The sequence below is a fragment of the Candidatus Venteria ishoeyi genome (assembly GCF_030378065.1).
Lineage (GTDB): Bacteria > Pseudomonadota > Gammaproteobacteria > Beggiatoales > Beggiatoaceae > Venteria > Venteria ishoeyi.
In genome coordinates this window covers 1-25,878 of the sequence record NZ_JAUCGJ010000003.1, presented here as the reverse complement: position 1 = coordinate 25,878, position 25,878 = coordinate 1, and the positions used below count along the sequence as shown (strand labels likewise).

Here is a 25,878-nt window from a genome sequence, read left to right as displayed (position 1 = left end):
ATTGCATCGGCAATCCATTTTATTTTGCAAACCACTAGAGACAACACTTCATGAAATACGGGTTTCAGTTCTTTTTTTTATCCCTGTTGATGCAATCGGTCTGGGCTGCAACGCCCTTACCAGTAATGGAACAAAGCTTTCAAATGCAGGCAAAGGTCATTGGTGCGCAGCATATTCGCCTAAATTGGAAGCTTGCGGAGGGTTATTTCTTTTTTCGTGATAAGTTTCGTTTTCAGTCCAATACACCGGGTATTGAGTTTGGGCGGGTTGAGTTGCCACCCGGAAAAATAGAACATGATGATTTTTTTGGTGATTATGCCGTTTACCGCCAGCAAGTGAGCATAGACCTGCCACTTGAACGCCTGGCAAGTGCAGACAACCAACTGGATTTTTCAATTTTATTACAAGGTTGTCTGAATATTGAAAGTTGTTACCCCCGCCAGGAAAAAAAACTATCACTGGCTTTGCCTCCATTATTTGCCAGCACGCTTGCGGCTCCAACCGAAAAAGCCTCAGAAAGCCAATCCAATAGTCAAGCTGCACCACCGATACAGATTGAAAACAATGCAGCACCCATATCCGCCTCAAATGAGGATGAGACATTTTTAGACCCGGAAATGGCTTTTTTGTTTTCCGCGCATAAAACTAAAGACCAACAAATTCAGCTATCCTGGAGTATTGCGCAAGATTACTACCTGTACCGTAACAAATTAAAATTTGAAGTACTTAATGCTGACAATATATTAGGCAAAGCTGTATTACCGCCAGCCAAGGTCAAAGACGATGCTTATTTTGGTAAATCCGAGGTTTATTACGATAAATTGCAGGCCTTGTTACCCCTGCAAAATATAGAAAAACTGGATCATCTGGTTTTACAAGTCAGCTATCAAGGCTGTGCAGAAGCGGGTTTATGCTACCCGGTTATTAAAAAAAATCGTACTATTTATTTAACAGAAGTTAAACAAGCTCTGAAAGTAGACGCACAAAGCGCGTCTCCATTAGCTGCCACGCCTGATGCAGATGGGCAAGATGCTATCAGCATACTGAGCAATATGGGCAAATCTCAGGCAGCTTCCATGACGGAGGCTCCATTAAGCAATGTTGATGAAGATGAATTTTTAGACCCGGATAAAGCCTTTATTTTTGATGCAGAATTTCGTGGCGATCATATTTATGCTTATTGGCAGATTGTCCCGGGTTATTATCTTTATCGTCATAAATTTGAATTTCAGCTCACTTCAGGCGGTACTTTGGGTGAGCCGGAAATTCCCGCAGGAGACATTAAAGAAGATGAGTATTTTGGCAAGGTAGAAACTTATCATCAACAGGTGGGCATTAAATTACCCGTGAGTGGTATTAACCGCTTAAGCCATTTGGATTTGGAAGTGGGTTTTCAGGGCTGCGCGGATGCCGGTTTATGTTATCCTCCGACAAAAAAAACCATACAATTATCCTTGCTGGAAGCCATGCCGGTAAGCAAAGCCACTAATCTGCAAAAGCAGGCAACAACAACACCAGCAGAAAACCTGTCAGAGCAAGACAGCATTGCCAAGACCTTGAAAGAAGGTAATTTGTTGTGGATCTTATTGCTATTTTTTGGCTCTGGTTTGTTGTTGTCCTTAACCCCTTGCGTTTTCCCCATGATACCGATTCTGTCAGGTATTATCGTGGGTCAAGGCAAGGATTTAACGCAACGTAAAGCCTTTATCATGTCGCTGACCTATGTGCTGGCAATGGCTTTGACCTATACCGCTGTGGGCGTGATTGCCGGTCTGCTGGGTGCAAATTTGAGCATTGCTTTCCAAACGCCTTGGGTGTTATGGAGTTTTGCCCTGGTATTTGTTGCCTTATCCTTGTCCATGTTTGGTTTTTATGAGTTGCAACTGCCTTCCTCGCTGCAAACCAAATTAACTGAAATGAGTAACCAGCAGCAGGGTGGAACTTTAATCGGCGTTGCGATTATGGGCTTTTTATCCGCCTTGATTGTCGGCCCCTGCGTTGCCGCGCCACTGGCTGGCGCGCTGATTTACATCAGTCAGAGCGGTGATGCGCTATTGGGCGGTATTGCACTATTTACCTTAAGTATGGGCATGGGTGTGCCACTGTTGTTAGTCGGCATGTCGGCAGGTAAGTTATTACCCCGTGCTGGTGGCTGGATGGATACGGTTAAATATGTGTTTGGCGTGATGCTGCTGGCAACCGGGGTGTGGATGCTGGATCGTATTTTAGATGATCAGATAACCATGTTGCTGTATGCCTTACTGTTGATTATTTCCGCAATTTATATGCGGGCGCTGGACAGTCTGCCGGAAACTTGCAGTGGTTGGCAAAAACTCTGGAAAGGTTTAGCCGTAGTCATGCTGTTATATGGCAGCTTATTGATTATCGGCATTGCCACAGGCAAGGGTAGTTTATTACAACCGCTAAAAGGCTTAAGCAGTGGTACTGCCATGCAAATAGCTGGAACGTCAGCAAATCAGGCTGCAAAGTTCCAGAACATTAAAGGCATAGCAGGTTTGGATAAAGCACTGGCTGAAGCTAAAAAACAAAACAAACCCGTTATGTTGGATTTTTATGCCGACTGGTGCGTTTCTTGTCTGGAAATGGAGCATGTCACTTTTTCTGATAGTCAGGTACAACAGGCTTTGGCCGATGTGGTGTTATTACAGGCAGATGTTACCCCGAATGATGAACTGGATAAGGCCTTGTTAAAGAAATTTGGTTTATTCGGCCCACCGGGTATTATTTTTTATAATGCCGCAGGTGAAGAGCAAAGCCATGCGCGACTGGTTGGTTTTAAATCACCAGAAGACTTTCTGGCACATCTTAAAGCCACCTTTTAATTAACCACCATGAATACAAGCCGCAGGAATTGCCTGGAAACAACCATACACGGCGTTTTGGTTGAAGTTTTTGGCTGCGGCATTCTGATTACCGGTGACAGTGGCACGGGAAAAAGTGAATTGGCGTTGGAATTAGTCAGTCGTGGGCATTTTTTTATTGCAGATGACTCGGTACATTTACAACGCACAGCCACACAAACCCTGCAAGGGGGTTCGCCATTGTTTGGCGCAGGTTGTTTCATGGAAATCCGCAGCCTGGGAATTGTCAATATTGCCCGTTTATTTGGTCAACATGCGGTGAAACCCAGTACCCACCTGCAATTAATTGTACATTTGCAACAGGAAGATACGGTAGAAAAAGCGCTACAGGATCGTTTAAATGGGAATTGGGCCGCAGCCCGGATTCTGGGTATCGAATTACCTGAAATTTCCTTGTTACTGGCTCCTGGACGCAACCTTGCCGTGCTGCTGGAATGCGCAGTGCGCAATTATCAACTAAAATTAAAGGGGTACACTGCTGCCGAAGAGTTTATGAATTGGCAGCAAGCATTATTAATGCAACAAGGACATTCAACATGAAACGGCATCATTTTATTAACATGCCTGATAAGCAAGGTGGTCTGGTCTTGATGTTAATTGTTTCCATACTCATACTCAGCATAGTGACTTCTATTGCATTAAGGCTCAACCAGGATCAAGCCCAGGCCATTTATCACAAAAGCACTATTAGCGCGCTGGAAGATGCAAAAACTGCTTTAATCAGCTATGCCTTGTTATACGACAAGACCCATCCAGGGTTCTCACCTGGTTATTTGCCCTGTCCTGATAGCAGCGGTAATGGCAGTTCAACTTCACCTTGCAGTAATGCGGGTAAAAGCGTTATTGGTTGCTTCCCCTGGCGCACCCTGGGCTTACCCCAATTAAGTGATGTCAGTGGCGCACCGCTCTGGTACGCAGTTTCCGGTGGTTACAAAAATAATCCTAAAAGTGTGTTGACAGCAGATACTGATGGTTTATTTGTGATTGAAGACAGTGCAGGCAATGCGCTGGATAATACAGATCAGGAATATGCCATCGCCGTTATTTTTGCCCCAGGGCCGCAAGTGGACAGCCAGGGGCGCAGTCCTGATTGTAGCGAGCCAAGTCAATACCTTGAAACGCTTAATAATGTACACAATGATACGGGGAAAAAAAATGGTGTTAGAGCAACGGGAAATTTACCTACAAAGAAACGCTCGGTATTTATCAGTTCTCCCGTACTAAAAGATGCGCATAATATCGTGACTTTTAATGATCAACTGCGCTGGATTACACCGGATGATTTTGCACCCGTTTATATTCAGATGAATCGCTGGATTGCGCAACGTATCAGCACTTGTCTGGATGAATATGCGCGGGAACATGATAATTATGGTGATGTACCCGATCCCGGAGATTTATATCCGTGGATGGCATCCTATAATAATATTTCGGAAGATATAGATATCAGTGGCTTGCGTTTTGGTCATATTGCCATTAAGGCTGAAGAGCCACTTAAGTTTACGAAAAGAGACAGTTATCAAAGAGGAGAAGACGATCCCGATCCCTATATTGATGGTGATTTCTGGGAAATGAATGATGAATGGCCGGATGATCCCATTACCAACGATAATTGTTTTGATCAGGATGACACCGATATTAACACCGCTTATGGTTGGTATTCCTGGCCCGAATGGCACGATAAGGTATTTATTGCCGTCAATAAGGATAAAAGCCCCTATCCAGCACTGGCAAGCACTCAGGCAGATATTTCATTTGATGGCACAGTGGTAACAGACTATCTGATACTGGTGGCAGGGCGCAGGCAAAACACCCAGGTACGCAGTGACGATACTGAAAAAAATGATCTTGATAATTATCTGGAAGGTGATTATAGAGATGCAGTAAATAAGTTGTTAAGCAACCAGGTTGCTAATTTCCCCAATAACCGGCCTGCAACGGCTGCTGATGATTGGGTCTGTATTAAAGGTGGCTGCTGATGAACAAGCCAGGTTTAAAATTACAGGGTTTTACGCTGGTTGAGCTGGCAATTGTGCTTATTATCGTGTCGGCATTATTAGGTACGGTACTCAAACCACTTTCCATGCAGCAAGATGTGCGGCGCGTTCAAGCAACACAATCTATTTTAGAGCAGGCAAAAACAGCTTTGATTGGTTTTGCCATGCTTAATCAACGCCTGCCTTGCCCGGATATGGATAATGATGGGCAGGAAGAATATGATCCAAGCGATCTTACGGTTTGTCAGGCAAATACTGAAGGTTATTTACCTTGGGCAACATTGGGTATTATCAGCCGTGACGCCTGGAAAAATCCAATGCGCTATCGAGCAGATAATAACTATACCAGCAATGCCTGGATGACAAGCATTACGCCAACGACTGCAACTTCAGATAAACTGCGTATTGGGCTTGTCAATACGAGTGCACCGGATTTAATCACGACCGATGCTAACGATGACTCCCAAGTATTAGCCATTATATTTTCCTGTGGAAAAAATGCTAAACCAGATCAACGTAATAATGATGGTGGTGGCTTACAATGTACTAATGGCACCTCACCTGATGCAACCTATGCGCAAGATTCTCCCCGCTATAATGAATCGAATCCGAGCAGTGATTTTGATGATATTTTAGTCTGGCTACCCAAAAATATTTTTATACCACAAATGGTGCAAGCCGGTGTTTTGCAATTCTGAACTTTGGCATTTAAGCTTGAGAAACTTAGTTAATTTGTTTATGGTGTTTTGCTAAGGGGACGGAAAGTATGCACATAAAAACACTGAATCAACACGGCTATCTAATGCTGGAAACCTTATTATCCGTGGTGATAATTGCAATTATAGTCATGTTATTTATTCCACTATTTTCCACTTATCTCAACAAAGCCAAAGTTGCGGAATCACTGGGCTTAATGAGCACTTTTCGTCAGGCAGTGACAGAACATTATGCGGTTTATGGCACGCTGCCGCAACGGGAAAGCACATTAATTGATATGGGGCTTAAAACTCAGGGGCAATATACGCAAAATATTGAAATGGACGAACAGGGCGCTGTTACTGCAAGTTTTCAAACCACTACACTGGAAAATGCACGTTTGACCATGCGCCCTGCTATTCATGCGGATATACCCGTGTTGTTGTGGGTTTGCGGTAATCATCATCCCCCTGCACCCTTTAGCGTACAAGGTAAAAATCAAACCCGGATTTCACCGGATTTAGTGCCTTTTAGTTGCCGTTCCAGGAGTAAATAGGATGTCTGAAAAAAACAGGCTCATTGATACGGATATTAACGAGTTTCTACATGAATGGGTTTTATTATCTGAAGCGGGAATGGAAACCAATGACATGTTGGAAGTGTTGCAAAATGGTCAGGAAAACCGTGCTATGCGACGTTTTGTAAGCCGTGTTTGCCAGGTGGTCAAAAATGGCGAAACACTTACTGACGCCTTGTCCCAACACCCTGCTTTTTTCCCAGCGTTTCAGTTGGATGTATTACGCCAGAGCAAACCAGCAGATTTGATACCCACGCTGAAAACCTTGCTGGCTTATCGTGAGTCTATCGCTTTTGCAGAGATTAATCTCAAAGCGCGTCTGCGTAATGCACTGATTTATCCAGCGTTGCTATTCATTGCCGTGCTTGCCATTAGTCTTTTTTTAATGATTTTTGTCGTACCGGTGTTTGATGAGATGTTTCAAAGTTTTGGCGCAGCCTTGCCGCAACTTACAGCCGGTGTGCTTGCTTTCTCAGGGTTTTTGCTGCAATACGGGCCGATTATTGCGCTTATATTGATTGCTTTAATTTTTTATTATGTCTTTGATGTAAAAAGGCAGGGGGCCTTTTCACGATATATTCACTGGGCGCTGCTGGCAACACCAGGATTCGGGCGTATGACCCAATACATGGAAACCATCACTGCACTGCGCACCTGGGTGTTTATGCAGGAACAACAGCAATCCCTGGCACAATCGACTAAAGCCGCTGTGGAAGCCAGTAATAATCCATTTTATGCGCATTTGCTGGCACAGGTAAATAAACAGGTCGAGCAGGGTTCGAGTTTACCCCAGGCAATTTCTGAAGTTGGACGTTATTTCCCCGCTAAATTACAGCACATTTTAACGATAGTGGAAAAAACTCAAAAACAGGTATTATTATCAACACTGGCAGATTTTTATATGCAGAAACTTAATTTGATGATAAAACCTGCTTCTCAGATTTTTAACCTGTTTATGATATTGATACTCTGGTTGATCGTTGGCACCTTGGTCATTGCCATGTATTTGCCTATCTTTCATGTCGGAACGGTGTTGTAAAATGAGACTTCCACAGCTAAAAAAACAAGGTTTTACTTTAATCGAACTGATGGTGGTGATTGCGATTATCGGTGTATTGGCAGCCATTGCAATTCCTGCTTATACCAATTATCTTAAGCGCAGCAAAGCGGTTGAAGGTTTGATACTGGCGAAACCTGTGACCAAAAGCATTACTGAATATTATGCCTGGCATGGATACTTACCTGCAAATAACCTTGCGGCAGGACTTGCCAAAGCTGAGCATATCGCAGGTAATTACGTACAGCGTATTGAAGTCGAGCAAGGCGCGGTGCATATTGTTTATCGAGATGAATTAATGTCCAGCTGGCTGGAAGAGGGGCAACAAGCGGATAAGTTGGTACTGAGTCTGCGCCCGGTTATTTCACGCCAACCACAAGAAACTGAAAGCTTTGCGATTTCCTGGGTTTGTGGTAATGCGACATTAACTAAAACAGCGATGCAGGATAAAATGCTGGCAGGTGAAAATAAAACAACCTTAGCAGAGACTTATCAACCCAGTGCTTGCAGATAGGGAATGGGGAGACAATAATGAAACAGCAAAACAGCGGGTTTACCCTGATTGAACTGATGATAGTGGTTGCCATTATCGGTATATTATCAACCATGGCGGTGCCGACTTATCAAAATAGCGTCATTCGCACTCAGGTCAGTGAAGCCTTAAATTTATCGGCATCCATTAAAGCCGCTGTGACTGAATATTACCAGATGCGTAAGCATTTCCCCACCAATAACCAAACGCTGGGCCTGGCAGACAGCCAACATTTTATGGGTAACTTTGTCACTGCGATCAGCGTTGAAGATGGTGCGATTCATATTCATCTGGGTAATCGCATCAACGCCCTGGCAAAAGGCAAGGTACTGAGCTTGCGCCCAGCGACAGTCAGCAGTCATCCTGAAAATCCGATTTCCTGGGTTTGTGGTTATGCCGAAGTGGTTGATGGGATGAGCGCAGCAGGTCAAAATCAAACCAGCCTGAAACCGCAACAGCTTTCACCCGCTTGCCGCTCCTGGAAAAAATAAATCATTTTTTCCACCTTGTTACCATGCTCTGCATGGTAATAAAAACACTATCCGCTCTGCGGATTCTTTTTTTTAAAATCTGCCAGATTTTGGCAGGTTAAAAACTTTATAGCAAACAAGGAAACACTATGAAAGTCACCGTTTTTGGCAGCGGTTATGTGGGTTTAGTCACCGGCGCATGTCTGGCTGAAGTGGGACATGAGGTTATTTGTGTTGATATTGATGAGCATAAAATCAATCAACTTAAGCAGGGACAAATTCCAATTTATGAGCCGGGCCTGGATGAAATGGTACAAAACAACAGCCAGACAGGCCGTCTGCTATTCACCACCGATATCGCCACAGGTGTTGAGCATGGTTTATTACAGTTTATTGCTGTCGGTACCCCGCCTGATGAAGATGGCAGCGCAGATTTACAATATGTATTAGCCGTTGCCAAAAGCATCGGTGAGCATATGCAGGATTATAAGGTTATTATTAATAAGTCCACAGTGCCCGTGGGTACTGCCGATAAAGTACGTGCAGCTTTAAGCCAAAAACTGGAGGAAGCGGGAAAAGAAATTGATTTTGATGTGGTTTCCAACCCTGAATTTCTTAAAGAAGGTTCGGCCATTGATGATTTCATGAAACCTGACCGGATTGTAGTGGGTGTTGAAATGTCCCATGCTACAGATTTAATGACCGAGCTTTACGCACCGTTTAATCAGGAGCACAATCGTTTACTCATTATGGCAGTGCGCTCTGCGGAATTTACCAAATACGCAGCTAATGCCATGCTGGCAACTAAAATCAGCTTTATGAATGAAATGGCAAATATGGCTGAAAAGGTGGGGGTGGATATTGAAGAAGTCCGTCACGGCATCAGTCTGGATGCGCGTATAGGCAAGCATTTTTTATATCCTGGCTCTGGTTATGGCGGTTCTTGTTTTCCCAAGGATGTGAAGGCTTTAGAGCGTATTGCGCAAAATCAGGAAGAAGATGGCTGGATGCTACACGCCGTTGAAGCAGTGAATAAAGCACAAAAACGTATTTTATTTCAAAAAATTAATCGTTATTTTAAAGGCGATCTTAAAAATAAGGTTTTTGCTTTATGGGGACTGGCATTTAAGCCGGAAACTGATGATATGCGCGAAGCACCCAGCCGGATTCTACTGGAAGCCTTGTGGACAGCGGGCGCGAAGGTGCGTGCTTACGATCCGGCGGCAATGATCGAGACCCGCCGCATTTATGGTGAGCGTGATGATTTATTGTTATGCGACAATAAAGAAAGTGCTATCAATGGCGTAGATGCGCTGATTGTACAAACAGAGTGGGCCGAATTTAAAAACCCGGATTTTGCAGTGCTCAAAAATCAGCTTAAGCAGGCACTGATTTTTGATGGGCGTAATATTTATGATCCCAAGGCGCTTGCACAGGATGGCTTTATTTATTATGGCATAGGACGTGGCGCTTCTATTCAACGTGAATCAGGAGCATCTTAAACTTAGCCTAAACAACAAGGTAAATACATTTATTTGCTGGGAGTGCTGATACTCTGTCGGCTTCACAGCGTATGCTAAGGAACGTATACAAAATAAGTTCAACAATATCGTGCAGATGTCTAAGTTGTTGCATACGCGTTCCTAAGCCAAGTCTGATTCCCCCTTCCTCCCTACCCTTTTTTCATATTCTGTATTATATGTTGAATTATTAACGTATTATGCATATTATTAATAATATGATTAATAAGTATTTATTTTATAAATAATAAGTATTGATTAACTTAAGTAAAATCATCCATTAGCAATTGACATTGGCCATTAAATCAGGAAGTCATAATGAGTGAAAAACAAATAGAGCAGTCACTATCAGCTGTAGTAAGAGCATCATCGCGAATTACCGATGACTCAACAGATGAAGTAAGAGAGCTGGTCATATATATTGATGAGCCATCTTTTCGTTATCGTGTAGGGCAAAGTATTGATGTTATTGTGCCAGGTAAGGGGGAGTTTGGAAGTGGCAAGCATATCCGCAGATATACCATAGCCAAAGGCAATCATCCTGAATCTGAACAAGGCGTTGAGCTGACATTATTAGTGAGACGCTGTTTTTATATCGATGATGTGAGCGGTGAACAGTACCCTGGAAAAGCATCAAATTATCTCTGTGATGCTAAAGTTGGTGATACCGTTTCTGTGACGGGTCCCTACCGTAGTGTATTTAATATACCTACTGATAAAAATGCCAATATTCTTATGATTGGAACAGGTACTGGAATCGCGCCATTCCGTTCCTTTATTGAAGCTATATATAAACAAGAAGGTGAATGGAATGGAAAAGTAAGGTTATTCTACGGCGTAAAAACCGGACTTGATTTGTTGTATATGAATGATAAAAACAATGATTTGACTAATTATTATCACCAGGACACCTTTAATGCATACAGTGCATTAGCGGATAAACCCTTGTCAGGTGAGGAAGTAGGTTTGGAAAAGTCATTAAAAAACAATCAGCAAGAAGTTTGGGATTTAATCAACTTACCTGATACTTATGTCTTTATTGCAGGCCTTGCAAAAATTTCATCCTCTTTAGATACGGTTATGACTCAGGCAGCAGGTTCTGAACAGAACTGGGAAGCGTTAAAGCAAAAACTAAAAGATGAAAAGAGACTATCAAAACTGCTTTATGATTAATGCCTTCAATTTCCATCGAATCCCTTAAGGCACTGATAATAACTTAGTGTGAAGTGTAAGCTTATTTTAAGTAGGCACTAAAATAAGCTTACACCGAGTTCAGATTACTTGCCCGGAAAAGCGCTTAATCCTGGATAGATTGCAGCATCTCCCAAGTTTTGCTCAATCCGAATCAACTGATTGTATTTGGCAACGCGATCCGAACGGGATAAAGATCCGGTTTTGATTTGACCAGTACCGGTGCCGACTGCGAGATCAGCAATAGTGGTATCTTCCGTTTCTCCACTACGATGAGAAATGACCGCAGAATAACCCGCCTCTTTTGCCATTTGTATGGCTTCCAGGGTTTCGGTTAAGGTACCAATCTGGTTGACTTTAATCAGGATAGAATTGGCGATATTCTGGTCTATACCCTGTTTCAGGATTTTAGTATTGGTGACAAATAAGTCATCACCCACCAGTTGAATCTTATCGCCTAACACTTGTGTGTGCTGTTTCCAGCCTTCCCAGTCACCTTCATCCAGACCGTCTTCAATCGACAGAATCGGGTATTTATTTACCCAGTTGGCGAGATAATCAGTAAATTCTGCGGCATTGAGTTTTTTATTTTCTGAGGCCAGGTTATACAGACCATTTTCATAAAACTCACTGCTGGCAGCATCAATCCCTAAATAAATATCCTTACCCACTTCGTAGCCAGCTTTAGCAATGGCGTCTAAAATAACCTCAATGGCTTCCTCGTTGGAAGACAGGTTTGGCGCAAAACCACCTTCATCACCAACGGCAGTATTCATGCCTTTGCCTTTTAAGACAGCTTTTAAGGCATGAAACACTTCAGCGCCATAACGCACGGCTTCGCGCAGGCTGGGCGCACCTGCGGGAATAATCATAAATTCCTGCAAATCCACATTGTTATCCGCGTGCGCGCCACCGTTGATAATATTCATCATCGGCACGGGCATTTGCAGCTTACTGCCAGAAAGTTGCGCAATATGCTGATACAGCGGAATTTTTGCAGCAATAGCCGCAGTGTGCGCGCTGGCTAAAGAAATACCCAGCAAGGCATTGGCACCATATTGACTTTTATTATCCGTGCCATCCATTTCCAGCATTTTATGATCAATTGCCGCCTGATCATCCACAGCCATGCCAATTAATGCCGGACGATAAATGTCGTTAATATGGCTGACTGCTTTACTAACGCCCTTGCCAAGATAGCGGCTGTTATCGCCATCACGCAGCTCTAAGGCTTCGCGTGAGCCGGTGGAAGCACCGGAAGGCACGGCAGCGCGCCCTCGTTCACCGCTATCGGTAATGATGTCTACTTCAATTGTGGGATTGCCCCGCGAGTCAAGAATCTCGCGTCCTTGAATATCGGCAATTTTTGCCATGTTATTAGCTCCTTAAATATGCAATCTGAATTTGGCATGAGTTTTAATGAAAAATTTGATGTTGTTCATTTATAAGCCGGTAATCCCTTCTTCATGCAAAATGTTTTTAATCTCATGTTGGGATAATTGGACAATGCTTGCAATCATATCAATCGCCATGCCTTGTTGATGCGCAAGCAAAACGGTTTGGCGTTTGTTTTCATATACACCTTCCTCCCTGCCTTCCTCTCTACCTTCCATTTTGCCTAAAACATAAGTTGACTCATACATACTTGCTTCATAATGAAGTTGTTCCTGATGGCGTTCATAAGCCAGGCGTTCTTCCGGGTTCATTTTGAGTACATCCAGCGTTTCTTTGGCTTCTTCTAAACCTTTGGCACTAAAATCAGTTTTTATTTCTTCATTTTTCAGAAAGTAAATCCATTCATCCAGGGTGTCTCTGGCGATGTCGTTAAAGTTCCTTAGCTCAATTAGATAGTATTCAGGATAAAGGTCAGCGATGGTTTCCGTTGTATAGAGGTTTTTCTGTTCCTGGCTGAGTTCCAGCTCGGTTTGGTTATGCAGGCCAATAAATCGCGTGGTACCGTGATAGATATAATCATCCCCTCTGCCCAGATCAAAATGTAATATATTGACTGAAATAACCTTGCTGACATCTGCATAAGCGGCACTTTTTGACAGGTGTTCGACAATAACTTTGGCACTTGCGTATAAAATCCGCTGTAAATAATCCAATTCCCGCGAGTATTGTACTTCGATAATAATGATGCGTTCATTACTATCCGTGACCTTAATATCCACGCGGTTGAATTTATTATCCTGTGTTTCCTGATTACCTTCGCTTTCCAGTATCTCCAGAATGCGAATATCAGTAAACAGCAGTTCGGACAAAAATCCTTCAAGAATACCAAAGTGCGCCTTACTTCTGAGTATTTTTTTAATTGCCCAATCAAAACTTATCAGTTTTCTTACCATTTTAGTACTCTAAAACCTCAAGGTTTTACTGCTGTATCCAGTGTTTTCAGCATTTCCAGCAAGGCTTTCATTTCTGCCAGCGGCATGGCGTTAGGGCCATCACTGAGCGCTTTATCGGGATCGGGGTGGGTTTCCATGAACAATCCGGCAATCCCTACCGCCACCGCTGCGCGTGCTAAGGCTGGCACAAACTCACGTTGCCCACCACTGCTGCTGCCTTGACCGCCAGGTAACTGCACCGAGTGGGTAGCGTCAAACACCACCGGGCAGCCGGTATCACGCATCACCATCAGTGAACGCATATCCGAGACCAGATTATTATAGCCAAAAGAAACCCCGCGCTCACACACCATAATCTGTTGATTACCGGTTGCCAGCGCTTTATCAGTCACATGTCGCATATCCCAGGGTGCCAGAAACTGGCCTTTTTTGATATTCACCGGCAAGCCCTGATTGGCGACATTCTGGATAAAATTGGTCTGGCGGCATAAAAAAGCCGGGGTTTGCAACACATCCACCACAGAAGCAACTTCAGCCAGTGGTGTGTCTTCATGCACATCGGTTAATAGCGGTACCTGAATCTGTTGTTTGACCTTTTCCAGTATTTGCAGCCCAGCTTCCAGCCCTGGGCCGCGAAAGCTTTGATGTGATGAGCGATTAGCCTTGTCAAAAGAAGACTTATAAATAAACGGGATGTTTAATGTACCTGTGATTTCCTTTAAAAAACCTGCCGTGTCTAAAGCCAGTTGTTCGGATTCAATCACGCAGGGGCCAGCAATGAGGAATAGGGGGTGGTTAGGGCCAACTTCAAAATGACAGAGTTTCATGGGGTTTGTAGGGAATCCTATAAGTTACAAGTAGTTGTATCCAGCTTATAAATCATCTAATAATATGCTGATCCATACGCTCATTTTTTACATAATTTTCTACATCAATATCCTGCCAGATTTCTGCCCCTAGTCCTGCGGCCTTGCGAAAATCCAGTTTTCCTGATGCCTGCTGTTTTTTTTCATTGATAGGAGATAAGCGGACAACTTGTTTTCCTGCTTGCTCAATAATAATCTCTTCCTGGTATTTCCATACTCGATTGAGTATTTCTGTAAAATGCTGTTGCGCTTCCGCAATGGGTACAGGTTGTGTCATGTTCACCTCGGCATCATTTGCATGGTTATTTTCATCGAATGGATAGCCCCCTTTAAGGGAGGTATCCATAAAAATACTATCGCTTATTGCCGTTCATAAGCACCCATATCCATAGTTGCGCCAGAAATAATGTTATCCGTAATAACCATGTTTTATGAAAAACGATATGGTTTATCTAAATATTTGGAATGGCTCGCATACCAGAACCGACCCTCACCCCCGTATACTGATGAATAATCGTCATATATTCTCTGCTTGTGTCGGCATTTTTGGCTCTTCTATGGGCGACAAACCGTAGTACAGCTAAAATCTTCACCAGGATTTTAATATCAATGTCAGGTGCATCGGCTTTGATAGCCTTATCAACATATTGTACGCCATCGGCGACAACAGGATCGCCAGGGTTTGAAACCGTGTCGCCAAAATGATAAATATCCAGCAGGCATTCTAAAATATGGATTGCCTGGGCATCTTTCAGGGTGTTACCTACTTGCACATCGTAAGCGCATAATGCACCTTCTATGGTATGGCTATAGGATTCCAGCAATGTATCATTTTGCATATCCTTAGGCGTATAGGCGGGAACTTCATGATATTTTCGTTTGGGTTTCTGATAAAAGCTGCATCCTGAGCAGTCTGCTTCTGTTCTTACCTCATTGCAACAAAGGCTGCAAATAAAATCATCGTGAAGTTTGCATTTTCTTTTGCCTTTTCGGGCATTACATATTGGACATTTAGCCATGTCTATGCTTCCTGATATCCCCGTGCTGCCTTGATAAAGCCGGTAAACAACGGATGCCCATCACGCGGTGTAGAAGTAAATTCCGGGTGAAACTGACAGGCGACAAACCAGGGGTGATCAGGTAGCTCTATCACTTCAACCAACTTACCATCTGCGGACATGCCGGAAAATACCAGACCGGCATCGCGCAAGGGTGTGATGTAGCGGTTATTAAATTCATAACGATGGCGGTGACGTTCAGTAATCACATCCTGACCATAAACCCGCTGGCTGAGTGTACCGGGTAATAAATGACATTCCTGCGCACCCAGGCGCATGGTACCGCCAAGATCGGAACTATGATTGCGCCGCTCAACACCCCCGTCACTGGTTTGCCATTCTGTAATTAAAGCGATAACCGGGTGATCGGTATACGGTGCAAATTCGGTACTGTGCGCTTTTTTCAATCCCGCTTGATGACGGGCAAAATCAATCACCGCCACTTGCATTCCCAGGCAAATGCCAAGATAAGGAATTTTGTGCTCTCGCGCATATTGGGCAGTGGCAATTTTGCCTTCAATGCCACGTTCACCAAAACCACCGGGTACCAGGATGGCATCGGCCTGTTCCAGACCACTGAAATCTTCAGCTTCCAGATTTTCAGAGTCAATATAGGCTATATTAACTTTAGTGCGGGTCTGGATGCCTGCGTGAATCAGCGATTCAGTCAGTGACTTATAAGCTTCGGTCAGTTCCATGTATTTGCCAACCATGGCAACAGTCACTTCGCTATCAGGATTTTCCAGCGCGTCAACCACTGCATCCCATTCACTTAAATCTGCGGGTGCTGTAGCAAGCCCCAGTTTTTCACAGACAATGCGATCCAGGCCTTCTGCATTAAGCATACGGGGGATACGATAAATAGTATCGGCATCAGTAACCGAAATCACGGCTTCTTCAGCGACATTGGTAAACAGCGCTACTTTACTGCGTTCACTGTCTGGCAGCGGTGCTTCTGAGCGGCACAATAAAATATCAGGCTGAATGCCGATAGAGCGCAACTCTTTGACAGAGTGCTGCGTGGGTTTGGTTTTTAATTCACCACTGACTTGCAAATAGGGCACTAGGGTCAGATGAATAAACAAGGCATTTTGATGGCCCTGCTCAAATCCCATCTGGCGTATGGCCTCCAGAAAGGGTAAGGACTCAATATCACCAACCGTGCCGCCAATTTCAATCAACACCACATCATAATTATCCGATTCTGCGGCGCGCTGAATATGATCTTTAATGGCATTGGTAATATGCGGAATAACCTGAACCGTCGCCCCCAGATAATCCCCGCGCCGTTCCTTACGAATGACATCAGCATAAATGCGCCCGGTGGTGCAATTATTAAGCTGATTCATACGCACGCGGATAAAGCGCTCATAATGGCCTAAATCCAGATCCGTTTCCGCACCGTCATCGGTGACAAAAACCTCGCCGTGTTGAAACGGACTCATGGTGCCGGGATCAACATTGATATAGGGATCGAGCTTAATCAATGTGACTTTAAGGCCGTGTGCTTCAAGAATGGAGGCCAGGGATGCCGCAGCAATACCTTTACCTAAAGAAGAAACAACACCACCGGTGATAAAAATAAACTGACTCATAAAATGGATTATTTAAAATAGGGCAAATAGGAGGGTGGATACAAAGAATATAATCTTGCGAAAATTAGCGTTATAAAATAACAGATTTACCTTTGTTTCTCAATTTCCGATATTGACGATCCATGTCTATTACCCGAAGATAGGTATTATCCATTATCCAAGGAGACCTCCCATGACCGAACATCAATCATCCATTGCCAGCAGCTTAGCCGCGCCCAACATGGCGCAAACCCGCATTGCCCTGCAAGAAGGGATTATCCACCATCTTTCTTATACCATTGCCAAGGATCCACACACGGTAACGCCGCGTGACTGGTTTAATATTATTGCTTATACCGTACGTGATTTTCTCACTAAACAATGGATGAAAACCACACGCCAGATGTATCAGGAAGACAGTCGACGTATTTATTACCTGTCTATGGAATTTCTGATGGGGCGTGCATTAGTTAATAATATGTTAAACATGGATGTGTATGATCTTTGTCGTGAAGCTTTAGGTGCGCTGAACCTGCCGGAAACCTTACTGGCTGATATTGAGGAAATGGAATCTGATCCTGCGCTGGGTAATGGCGGACTGGGGCGTTTAGCAGCCTGTTTTTTGGATTCCATGGCGACTTTGAATCTGCCGGGATATGGCTATGGGATCCGTTATGAATACGGTATGTTTTATCAGCGCCTTGAAAAGGGTCAACAAGTTGAGCAACCAGATAACTGGCTGCGTTATGCCAACCCCTGGGAATTCCCGCGTGCTGAAATTCTTTATACGGTACATTTTGGCGGGCGGGTTGAAAAACATTATGATGCGCAACAACATTTGCGTTATAAATGGATAGATACCGAGCCAGTCATGGCAATGGCTTATGATACTCCAGTGGCAGGTTATGGCGGGGAGTCGGTTAATACCTTGCGTTTGTGGTCGGCAAAATCTTCCCGTGATTTTAATCTGCAATCGTTCAACCAGGGCGAATACCTGAAAGCCGTTGAAGATAAAACCAATTCAGAAAATTTATCCAAGGTTTTATACCCTGATGATAGTACGGATATTGGGCGCACCCTGCGTTTGCGTCAGGAGTATTTTTTTGTTGCCGCTACCGTGAAGGATATTTTGCGGCGTTATTTAAGCGTGCATGATGATTTAAGCAAATTACCTGAAAAAGTAGCGATACAACTGAATGATACCCATCCGGCATTAGTGGTACCGGAACTGATGCGTTTATTAATGGATTTACATCAATTTGAATGGGATGAAGCCTGGAGTATAACCACCCGTACCTGTGCTTATACCAATCACACCTTATTACCTGAAGCTTTGGAAACCTGGCCTGTCAGCCTGTTTGAATCCTTACTGCCCCGGCATTTACAGATTATTTATGAAATCAACTGGCGCTTGTTGCAGGATATACAACGGCAATATCCCGGTGACAGTGGCTTGGCACAACGCATGTCACTGATTGATGAAGACGGTGAACGGCGGGTGCGTATGGCGCATTTAGCGGTGGTGGGCTGTCATAAAGTCAATGGTGTTGCAGCCTTGCATACAGAGCTGTTAAAAACCACCTTGTTTGCCGATTTTGAACGCTTTTATCCAGGTAAATTAGTCAATAAAACCAATGGTATTACACCACGCCGCTGGCTCAATGAAGCAAACCCGGCGTTAACCCACTTAATCAATGAACATATTGGTAAAGACTGGCTGCGTCATCTGGAGCAATTAAAACAGCTAGAACCACTGGCTGATAACGCAGATTTCAGAACGGCTTTTCAGGCGGTTAAACAACAAAATAAACAGCGCCTGATTGATTTTATACAAAAAAAATTGAATATTAGCTTACGCGAGGATGCCTTGTTTGATGTGCAGATTAAACGGATTCATGAATACAAACGCCAATTGCTGAATGTGCTGCATATTATTACCCGCTACAACCGTATTCGTACAACAGGCGTGAAACAGAATATTATACCGCGGGTGGTCATTTTTGGCGGTAAGGCCGCACCAGGTTACGCGCAGGCCAAGTTAATTATTAAGCTGATTAACGATGTGGCGGCTATTATCAATCATGATCAACAAGTTGGCGATAAACTGAAAGTGGTATTTATCCCCAATTACGATGTTTCCAATGCCCAGCGCATTATCCCGGCAGCTGACTTATCCGAGCAAATATCCACTGCGGGTACCGAGGCCTCTGGTACGGGAAATATGAAACTAGCACTGAATGGTGCGTTGACGATTGGCACATTGGATGGTGCCAATATTGAAATTCATGATGAGGTAGGTGCAGATAATATTTTTATTTTTGGTCTGACCACCGAAGGTGTGCATCAGCTATGTCAGCAAGGTTATAACCCCAGAGATTACTACCAGAAAAACTATGAGTTAAAGCAGGCTTTGGATATGATTGCCGAAGGACATTTTTCCCCCGAGCAGCCAGATCGTTTTCGTCCATTGGTTCACAGCCTGCTAGATGGTGGTGATTATTATTTATTACTGGCGGATTATGCCGATTATATCGCCTGTCAGGAGCGAGTGGACGCACTTTATCAACAACCTGAAGAATGGACCCGTAAAGCCATTATCAACGTCGCTAATATGGGAAAATTTTCTTCAGATCGCACTATTGCTGAGTATGCAAAAGAAATCTGGAAAGTTGAACCGTTGAAATAGCCTGAAAAAATATATTAATACTAAATATTTATTTATGGGATATTTGATGATTATAGATATACCTATGTTTTTTATGGGTATTTGGCACTATTCTGCTTCAGGGTTTATTAAAAATACTGAAAACGCTGAAGAACTTTTTTGCCTCTAATAAAATCAATAGCTTATACAGATGTACACCACCTAAAATCAATGACTTATGGGCTTTTTCAGAGTTTTTGGTAAAAATAGTAAAACTCCTTGATTTAAAGCATTAAAGTTGCGATTTTCGCCAAAATTAGGTATAACTCCCGGCTTCCAAGTGGGGTATTACCATTTGGAAATCTTTTTTTGACCCGTTTGTTATTTCCCAATTTAATAGGAGGTAGTATGGCAGATCAAGCCACCTACAATTACAAAGTCGTCAGACAATTCTCCATTATGGCGATTGTCTGGGGCATTGTCGGTATGACCGTTGGGGTCTATATCGCCGCAGAACTGGCCTGGCCTTTTCTAAATTTCGATATCCCTTACCTTTCCTTTGGCCGTTTACGCCCATTACATACCAATGCAGTGATTTTTGCATTTGGCGGTAGCGTGTTATTTGCAACCTCCTATTATGTTGTACAACGCACTTGTCATACTCGCTTGTTTGGCGGTGGCTTGGCTGCATTTACCTTCTGGGGCTGGCAACTGGTTATTGTACTGGCAGCACTCAGTTTTCCTCTGGGGATTACCAGCAGTAAAGAATATGCAGAGCTGGAATGGCCGATTGATATTCTGATCACTGTGATCTGGGTGGTTTATGCCGTTGTCTTCTTCGGCACTATCATGAAACGTAAAACACCACATATTTACGTTGCCAACTGGTTTTATGGTGCATTTATTATTACTATCGCCGTATTGCATATCTTCAATAACCTGGAAATTCCGGTTTCCCTGACCAAATCCTATTCAGTCTATGCCGGGGTTCAGGATGCGATGGTACAGTGGTGGTATGGTCACAATGCAGTAGGTTTCTTCCTCACCGCAGGTTTCCTGGGTATGATGTACTACTTTGTACCCAAACAGGCTGGGCGTCCGGTTTATTCCTATCGTCTGTCTATTGTGCATTTCTGGGCTTTAGTCTTCACCTATATCTGGGCTGGCCCTCACCATCTGCATTATACCGCACTGCCTGACTGGACCCAGTCTCTGGGTATGGTCATGTCGCTGATTCTGCTGGCACCTTCCTGGGGCGGTATGATTAACGGTATTATGACTTTGTCCGGCGCTTGGGAAAAACTGCGCAGTGACCCGGTTATCCGTTTCATGATTGTTTCACTTTCCTTCTACGGCATGTCTACCTTTGAAGGCCCGATGATGGCAATTAAAACCGTTAACGCTTTATCCCACTATACCGACTGGACCGTAGGTCACGTCCATTCTGGCGCATTAGGCTGGGTTGCTATGGTGAGCATGGGTAGTTTGTACTACATGATTCCACGTCTGTTTAATAAAGAAATGTACAGCATGAAACTGATTGAGATTCATTTCTGGCTCGCAACCATTGGCGTGTTGCTGTATATCTCCTCTATGTGGGTATCCGGTATTATGCAAGGTCTGATGTGGCGCGCAGTGAATGCTGACGGCACCTTGACTTACAGCTTCATTGAATCTGTAGAAGCCATGCACCCATTCTATGTGATTCGTATGCTTGGTGGTCTGTTGTTCCTGGCGGGTATGTGCATTATGGCATTAAATGTCTGGCGCACAGTTGCTGGTAGTGAACCCCAGGAAGCTAAAATTCCCGAACCTGTCCTGGCTCATTAATTGAACCAGTCCGAAATATTAAGGAGAACAAATAATGGCAGCAGGACATGAGAAAATCGAAAAAAATATTGGTTTGATGATAATTTTAATCATCATCACAATCAGTATTGGGGGTTTGGTTCAGATCGTACCCTTGTTTTTTATGAAACATACCACTGAACCCGTTGAAGGTTTAAAACCTTATACGGCATTGCAGGTGGAAGGCCGTGATATTTATGTACGTGAAGGCTGTTATCTGTGTCATTCACAGATGATTCGTCCGTTCCGCGCAGAAACTGAGCGTTATGGTCCTTACTCCGTTGCCGGTGAGTTTGTTTATGATCATCCATTCCAGTGGGGTTCTAAACGTACAGGCCCTGATTTGCACCGTGTAGGCGGTCGTTATAGTGATGCCTGGCATTATGCGCATTTAATTAATCCGCGTGATGTGGTGCCAGAATCTATTATGCCAGGCTATCCATTCCTTGCAGAGACTGAGCTGAGTACCGATTTGATTCAAAAGAAAATGGAAGTGCTGAGAATGCTTGGCGCACCTTATACGGATGAAGAAATCGCGAAAGCGCCTGAAGCCATCAAAGGCAAAACCGAAGCACAGGCCTTGGTTGCATACCTGCAAAACTTAGGACTTGCTGGCGGTAAAGCCCGGAGGTAGTCATGGAGCAGTTCTATGCAGTCTTCCAGTCCATTTGGACTGTATTAGTAATGGTGATGTTTCTCGGTATCATTGCTTGGGCCTGGAGTGGCTCTAATAAAAAAGCATTTGACGAAGCCGCGCATCTACCTTTTGATGATGAAGATGAATTCAAGGCAAAAGCCTCTGTAAAGGAGAATAATCATGTTTGATTTTGTCAGCCCATTTTGGAGCTGGTTTATTATAGCGGGTACCGGAGGCGGTATCATTGCGATGTTTATCCTCAATATCTGGTTGGGAAAAGACTCCGGACCTAAGGGTGAAAATGGTGAAACTGTCACCATGGGACACGTTTGGGATGAAGACTTGGCGGAATATAATAATCCGCTGCCCAAATGGTGGTTGAATATGTTTTATATCACCCTGGTATTTGGCATTGTTTATCTGATTCTGTATCCCGGCATGGGTTCCTTTCAAGGGGTTCTTGGTTGGACGCAGGCAAATCAATATGACACTGAAGTCAAAGCCGCAGACGCGCAATATGGTCCTTTATATGAAAAGCACCTGAAAGTACCGGTTGCAGCATTAGTCAAAGATGCTGATGCGCTAAAAATGGGTGAGCGTCTGTATCTGAATTATTGTACTGTTTGTCATGGCTCTGATGCAGGTGGTGGCCCAGGCTATCCTAATCTGCGTGATGAAGATTGGCTGTGGGGCGGTACGCCAGAGCAGATTAAGGCAGGTATCACTAATGGTCGTATGGGTATGATGCCACCTAAGGGCGGTAAAACAGATATGACCGAGGCTGATGTGCAAGATGTTGCGGCTTATGTATTCAGCCTCAGCGGTCGTGACGCAAAAGCCGGTGATGCAGCCAAAGGTAAAACCACTTTTGACACCGTGTGCATGGCTTGTCACTTACCCGATGGTAAAGGCAACCAGGCTTTAGGTGGTGCTAACTTGACTGACAACATCTGGCTTTATGGTGGTTCTGAAAAAGCGGTTCATAAAACCATTACTGAAGGTCGTTCCGGAAAAATGCCAGCACATGGTGAGTTTCTGGGAGAAGCCAAGGTACATTTACTGACAGCTTATATTTATAGTCTGTCTAACAAATAAACTGAAATTATGTAAGCTTCAGGCTGATTTTTAGCTGAACCAAAAAAATATGAGGTCTCGCTAAAAACAACTGGAATTGCATAACATCAGTCACTAAATGTACTGTTGTGCCAGGGTGGTTTTTTTACTTAAAATAATTGTTTTGAAGGTAAAATAATCATCCTTGCATAACACTTGACTGGTTTTAAATGAAATATAAAAAATGGGCTAAACACTTGTGTTTAGCCCATTTTTTATTGTAGAATGGCAAATTTCATATAAGAATATATTAATAAACTTAGTAAGACCCAAAGGCAAGCCACCCGTTTTTTATCTTAGGCGACTGATGAAAATAAAGCTCAGTTAAATGATACTTTATTGGATAACAATCACCTTATTTTATTTTTAAAAGGAGTATCTATATGCCTGAGCCATCCAAAAAAGAAATAAAAATTCCGGTGGAATCCGTAAAAACGGGTATGTATGCTGAACACCAAAAGCTTTATCCTAGGCAATCTAAAGGTTTGTTTACCAATCTCAAAGCACTGAGCGGTATTATATTGCTGGGTCTTTATTATATTCTGCCCTGGATTAACTGGGATGAGCGGCAAATTGTCTTGTTTGATTTGCCTGCACGTAAATTTTATATTTTTGGACTGACGTTCTGGCCCCAGGATGCTATTTATCTGGCTTTTTTACTCATTGTTGCCGGACTTGCCTTATTTTTCTTCACCACACTGGCCGGACGACTCTGGTGTGGCTTTGCCTGCCCGCAAACCATCTGGACCGATGTTTATATCTGGATGGAGCGTTTGGTTGAAGGCTCCCGCCAACAGCAGATGAAGCTCGACAAAGCCCCGATGTCGCCACGTAAATTCCGTATTAAAGCCACTAAGCAATTCTTATGGGTCACTTTTGGCTTGTTTACCGGTTTTACTTTCGTCGGCTATTTCACGCCTGTTCGGGAATTAACCGATGCTGTTTTCACCTTGTCAACCAGCCCCACGGAAACCTTCTGGATATTCTTTTATGGTTTTGCCACCTATGGCAATGCCGGCTGGATGCGTGAGCAGGTTTGTATCTACATGTGCCCTTATGCACGTTTCCAGAGCGCCATGTTTGATAAAAATACACTGATTGTAGCCTATGATGAAAAGCGGGGAGAAAACCGTGGTCGGCGTAATAAAAAAGCCGATTATAAGGCACAGGATTTAGGTGATTGTGTCGATTGTGGTTTGTGCGTACAGGTTTGCCCTGTGGGTATCGATATTCGTGATGGTAACCAATACCAGTGTATCAGTTGCTCACTCTGTATTGACGCCTGTAATGAAGTCATGGAAAAAATGGCATACCCCAAAAATTTGGTAAGTTACACCACTGAACATAGTCTGGAAGGTAAAAAAACTAAAATTTTCCGACCACGTATTTTGATTTATGGTACCTTATTATTAACCCTGTTTATAGGCATGGGATATTCCATCAGTCAGCGTGACAAAGTGGGCCTGGATGTGATTCGGGATCGTAATATGCTGTACCGGGAAACCAATGATGGCTGGGTGGAAAATGTGTATGTCTTAAAAGTCATGAATATGACTGAAAATGCACAAACCTATAAGTTTAGCGCGCAAGGCATTGAAGGTTTGAAACTGGAAATGCCAGAACCTGAAGTGAAAGTAAAATCAGGTATTGTCACAGAGGTTATCGTGCGTCTGCAAGCTGATCCAGATATCTTAACGGAGCGTAGCAGTAAGGTCTATTTCAAAATTCAGTCAGTGGAGCATCCTGAAATCACAGTGGAAGAACAGGCACGTTTTCTGGGGCCATTGAATATATAATGTGTTCGATTTCGGCTTCTTTCAGCGCTTATCGCGCTGAAAGAAGCCAAAATCTCACGCTGGTTTTTGACAAAACATATCCAGTTTAAGTGATTTAATTTGGGAAGCTGTTCGAGAATAGCAAAATTAGCAATTTTTCCAAATTTAATTTATTTGTTACAGTTCAGTTTAAAAGGAAACTTTTATATTTATGAAAACAATATTAAATATTTTAATCTTGTTACTTATTCCAATTTTTTCTTATAGCCAAGAAGTAGGATACATTGCTGATGAGGAAGTCATTAAATCAGATGTAAAACCCTGGATAGGGCTGACAAGCACAGAATATCAGGGTGTGTATAGTCTGGGGTTTTCTGAGGGTTCATATGATATGGCATTATTTTTTGCCAATGGACAGTATCATGGGCAGATATCCTTTCAGGAGTGGGGTGATAATGGTTTCCCAATTTTTAAATATCAAAATCTGGAAAATGTAAAGGTAAAAGGGAATAAATTTTTATCAAATAAGTATAATGGTAAATTTATAATTTACCAAGGAAAAAAGGGTATAAAAATAAATGGAGGTATTGGTGATTATGAAATAGGTGTTTTTCATGAAAGTCTTGTAGACTATTTTCCAGGGAAATATCCTCATGCTTCATTAACACTATTAAGTAAATACACATTAAAGGATATGACATACTTTGAATTAAAAATTATGAGAAATGAAATTTTTGCAAGGTATGGTTACATATTTAAACTTAACGGGAAAATGGATAAGTACTTTAAAAAACAAGGATGGTATCGACCTCAACATAAAGATGTATCTGCATTTTTAACTACGATAGAAAAGAAAAATATAAAACTTATAAAAAGTTTTGAAAGTAGAAAGCCTTAAAATATAGGAAATCAATCAGGATGGACTAATTCCATCCACTGTTTACTGGGAAATGAAGGAAGTGAAAAGGGTGCTGATTTTTTTCGATGTAAAATTGTATTTTATACCGTATGAAGTAGCCAAAAATAGCTACTGAATGCTCAAATTTATAACTTGAAATGGCATGTTTTTAATATTAAGCACTAAAATTCATGT

At 43.0% G+C, this 25,878-nt stretch carries 23 protein-coding genes and 1 pseudogene; 18 read left to right on the top strand and 6 right to left on the bottom strand.

From position 1 onward, the window contains the following. Nucleotides 1-50: 50 nt before the first annotated feature. From dsbD to QUF61_RS01400, 11 genes and pseudogenes are all read left to right on the top strand, one after another. Nucleotides 51-2,843, top strand: a complete 2,793-nt coding sequence (gene dsbD / locus QUF61_RS01445; RefSeq protein ID WP_289680116.1) for a protein-disulfide reductase DsbD — start codon at nt 51-53, stop codon at nt 2,841-2,843. A 9-nt stretch (nt 2,844-2,852) separates the two neighbouring features. After that, nucleotides 2,853-3,422, top strand: coding sequence for an HPr kinase/phosphorylase (locus tag QUF61_RS01440; protein WP_103920406.1), 570 nt, complete (start codon nt 2,853-2,855; stop codon nt 3,420-3,422). Beyond that, complete coding sequence (locus tag QUF61_RS01435) at nt 3,419-4,861, top strand: hypothetical protein (protein ID WP_289680115.1); 1,443 nt, start codon at nt 3,419-3,421, stop codon at nt 4,859-4,861. The genes QUF61_RS01440 and QUF61_RS01435 overlap by 4 nt, the downstream gene beginning before the upstream one ends. Continuing rightward, on the top strand, nt 4,861-5,577 hold the full coding sequence (locus QUF61_RS01430; RefSeq protein WP_289680114.1) for a type II secretion system protein: 717 nt from the start codon (nt 4,861-4,863) through the stop codon (nt 5,575-5,577). Before QUF61_RS01435 ends, QUF61_RS01430 begins: the two co-directional genes overlap by 1 nt. Nucleotides 5,578-5,645: 68 nt before the next feature. Next, on the top strand, nt 5,646-6,131 hold the full coding sequence (locus QUF61_RS01425; protein WP_289680113.1) for a type IV pilin protein: 486 nt from the start codon (nt 5,646-5,648) through the stop codon (nt 6,129-6,131). 1 nt (nt 6,132) lies between these two features. Continuing rightward, on the top strand, nt 6,133-7,191 hold the full coding sequence (locus QUF61_RS01420) for a type II secretion system F family protein (RefSeq protein WP_289680112.1): 1,059 nt from the start codon (nt 6,133-6,135) through the stop codon (nt 7,189-7,191). Between the two features lies 1 nt (nt 7,192). Continuing rightward, nucleotides 7,193-7,313: pseudogene (locus QUF61_RS18160) on the top strand (pilin); the annotation flags it as partial. Nucleotides 7,314-7,348: 35 nt separating this feature from the next. Continuing rightward, entirely contained in the window at nt 7,349-7,723 is a 375-nt protein-coding gene (locus QUF61_RS01415; RefSeq protein WP_407080041.1) for a pilin, read from the top strand. Nucleotides 7,724-7,740: 17 nt separating this feature from the next. Then, nucleotides 7,741-8,232: a pilin gene (locus tag QUF61_RS01410; protein WP_289680110.1), complete on the top strand. Its 492-nt coding sequence runs from the start codon at nt 7,741-7,743 to the stop codon at nt 8,230-8,232. 128 nt (nt 8,233-8,360) lie between these two features. Then, the gene (locus QUF61_RS01405) at nt 8,361-9,713 is read left to right on the top strand and encodes a UDP-glucose dehydrogenase family protein (RefSeq protein WP_289680109.1); all 1,353 of its coding nucleotides are present in this window, start codon (nt 8,361-8,363) and stop codon (nt 9,711-9,713) included. A gap of 336 nt (nt 9,714-10,049) precedes the next feature. Continuing rightward, complete coding sequence (locus QUF61_RS01400) at nt 10,050-10,904, top strand: FAD-binding oxidoreductase (RefSeq protein WP_289680108.1); 855 nt, start codon at nt 10,050-10,052, stop codon at nt 10,902-10,904. Nucleotides 10,905-11,008: 104 nt separating this feature from the next. Here QUF61_RS01400 and eno read toward each other — a convergent pair whose 3' ends face one another. From eno to QUF61_RS01370, 6 genes are all read right to left on the bottom strand, one after another. Then, nucleotides 11,009-12,295: a phosphopyruvate hydratase gene (gene eno, locus QUF61_RS01395; RefSeq protein WP_289680106.1), complete on the bottom strand. Its 1,287-nt coding sequence runs from the start codon at nt 12,293-12,295 to the stop codon at nt 11,009-11,011. 69 nt (nt 12,296-12,364) lie between these two features. Next, nucleotides 12,365-13,270 carry an Rpn family recombination-promoting nuclease/putative transposase gene (locus tag QUF61_RS01390; protein WP_289680104.1) on the bottom strand — a complete coding sequence of 302 codons (906 nt, stop codon included), beginning with the start codon at nt 13,268-13,270 and terminating at the stop codon, nt 12,365-12,367. A 17-nt stretch (nt 13,271-13,287) separates the two neighbouring features. Beyond that, nucleotides 13,288-14,097 carry a 3-deoxy-8-phosphooctulonate synthase gene (gene kdsA, locus QUF61_RS01385; RefSeq protein WP_289680103.1) on the bottom strand — a complete coding sequence of 270 codons (810 nt, stop codon included), beginning with the start codon at nt 14,095-14,097 and terminating at the stop codon, nt 13,288-13,290. Between the two features lie 52 nt (nt 14,098-14,149). Next, on the bottom strand, nt 14,150-14,482 hold the full coding sequence (locus QUF61_RS01380) for a type II toxin-antitoxin system Phd/YefM family antitoxin (RefSeq protein ID WP_289680101.1): 333 nt from the start codon (nt 14,480-14,482) through the stop codon (nt 14,150-14,152). A 106-nt stretch (nt 14,483-14,588) separates the two neighbouring features. Then, nucleotides 14,589-14,975: a hypothetical protein gene (locus QUF61_RS01375; RefSeq protein ID WP_289680098.1), complete on the bottom strand. Its 387-nt coding sequence runs from the start codon at nt 14,973-14,975 to the stop codon at nt 14,589-14,591. Nucleotides 14,976-15,157: 182 nt separating this feature from the next. After that, a complete protein-coding gene (locus QUF61_RS01370; RefSeq protein WP_289680096.1) occupies nt 15,158-16,789 on the bottom strand; it encodes a CTP synthase in 1,632 nt (543 codons plus the stop codon). Nucleotides 16,790-16,961: 172 nt separating this feature from the next. Here QUF61_RS01370 and QUF61_RS01365 point away from each other — a divergent pair, with 172 nt between their 5' ends. The 7 genes from QUF61_RS01365 (at nt 16,962) to QUF61_RS01335 (ending at nt 25,683) form a co-directional block, all read left to right on the top strand. Further along, a complete protein-coding gene (locus QUF61_RS01365; protein ID WP_289680095.1) occupies nt 16,962-19,454 on the top strand; it encodes a glycogen/starch/alpha-glucan phosphorylase in 2,493 nt (830 codons plus the stop codon). A gap of 366 nt (nt 19,455-19,820) precedes the next feature. Continuing rightward, nucleotides 19,821-21,242, top strand: a complete 1,422-nt coding sequence (gene ccoN / locus QUF61_RS01360) for a cytochrome-c oxidase, cbb3-type subunit I (protein WP_289680093.1) — start codon at nt 19,821-19,823, stop codon at nt 21,240-21,242. 34 nt (nt 21,243-21,276) lie between these two features. Next, nucleotides 21,277-21,894: a cytochrome-c oxidase, cbb3-type subunit II gene (ccoO, locus tag QUF61_RS01355; RefSeq protein ID WP_289680092.1), complete on the top strand. Its 618-nt coding sequence runs from the start codon at nt 21,277-21,279 to the stop codon at nt 21,892-21,894. A gap of 2 nt (nt 21,895-21,896) precedes the next feature. After that, nucleotides 21,897-22,085: a cbb3-type cytochrome oxidase subunit 3 gene (locus tag QUF61_RS01350; RefSeq protein ID WP_289680091.1), complete on the top strand. Its 189-nt coding sequence runs from the start codon at nt 21,897-21,899 to the stop codon at nt 22,083-22,085. Next, entirely contained in the window at nt 22,078-22,992 is a 915-nt protein-coding gene (gene ccoP / locus QUF61_RS01345; RefSeq protein ID WP_289680089.1) for a cytochrome-c oxidase, cbb3-type subunit III, read from the top strand. Before QUF61_RS01350 ends, ccoP begins: the two co-directional genes overlap by 8 nt. Nucleotides 22,993-23,393: 401 nt before the next feature. After that, the gene (gene ccoG, locus QUF61_RS01340; protein ID WP_289680087.1) at nt 23,394-24,806 is read left to right on the top strand and encodes a cytochrome c oxidase accessory protein CcoG; all 1,413 of its coding nucleotides are present in this window, start codon (nt 23,394-23,396) and stop codon (nt 24,804-24,806) included. 190 nt (nt 24,807-24,996) lie between these two features. Beyond that, nucleotides 24,997-25,683 carry a YARHG domain-containing protein gene (locus QUF61_RS01335; protein ID WP_289680086.1) on the top strand — a complete coding sequence of 229 codons (687 nt, stop codon included), beginning with the start codon at nt 24,997-24,999 and terminating at the stop codon, nt 25,681-25,683. Nucleotides 25,684-25,878: the final 195 nt, after the last annotated feature.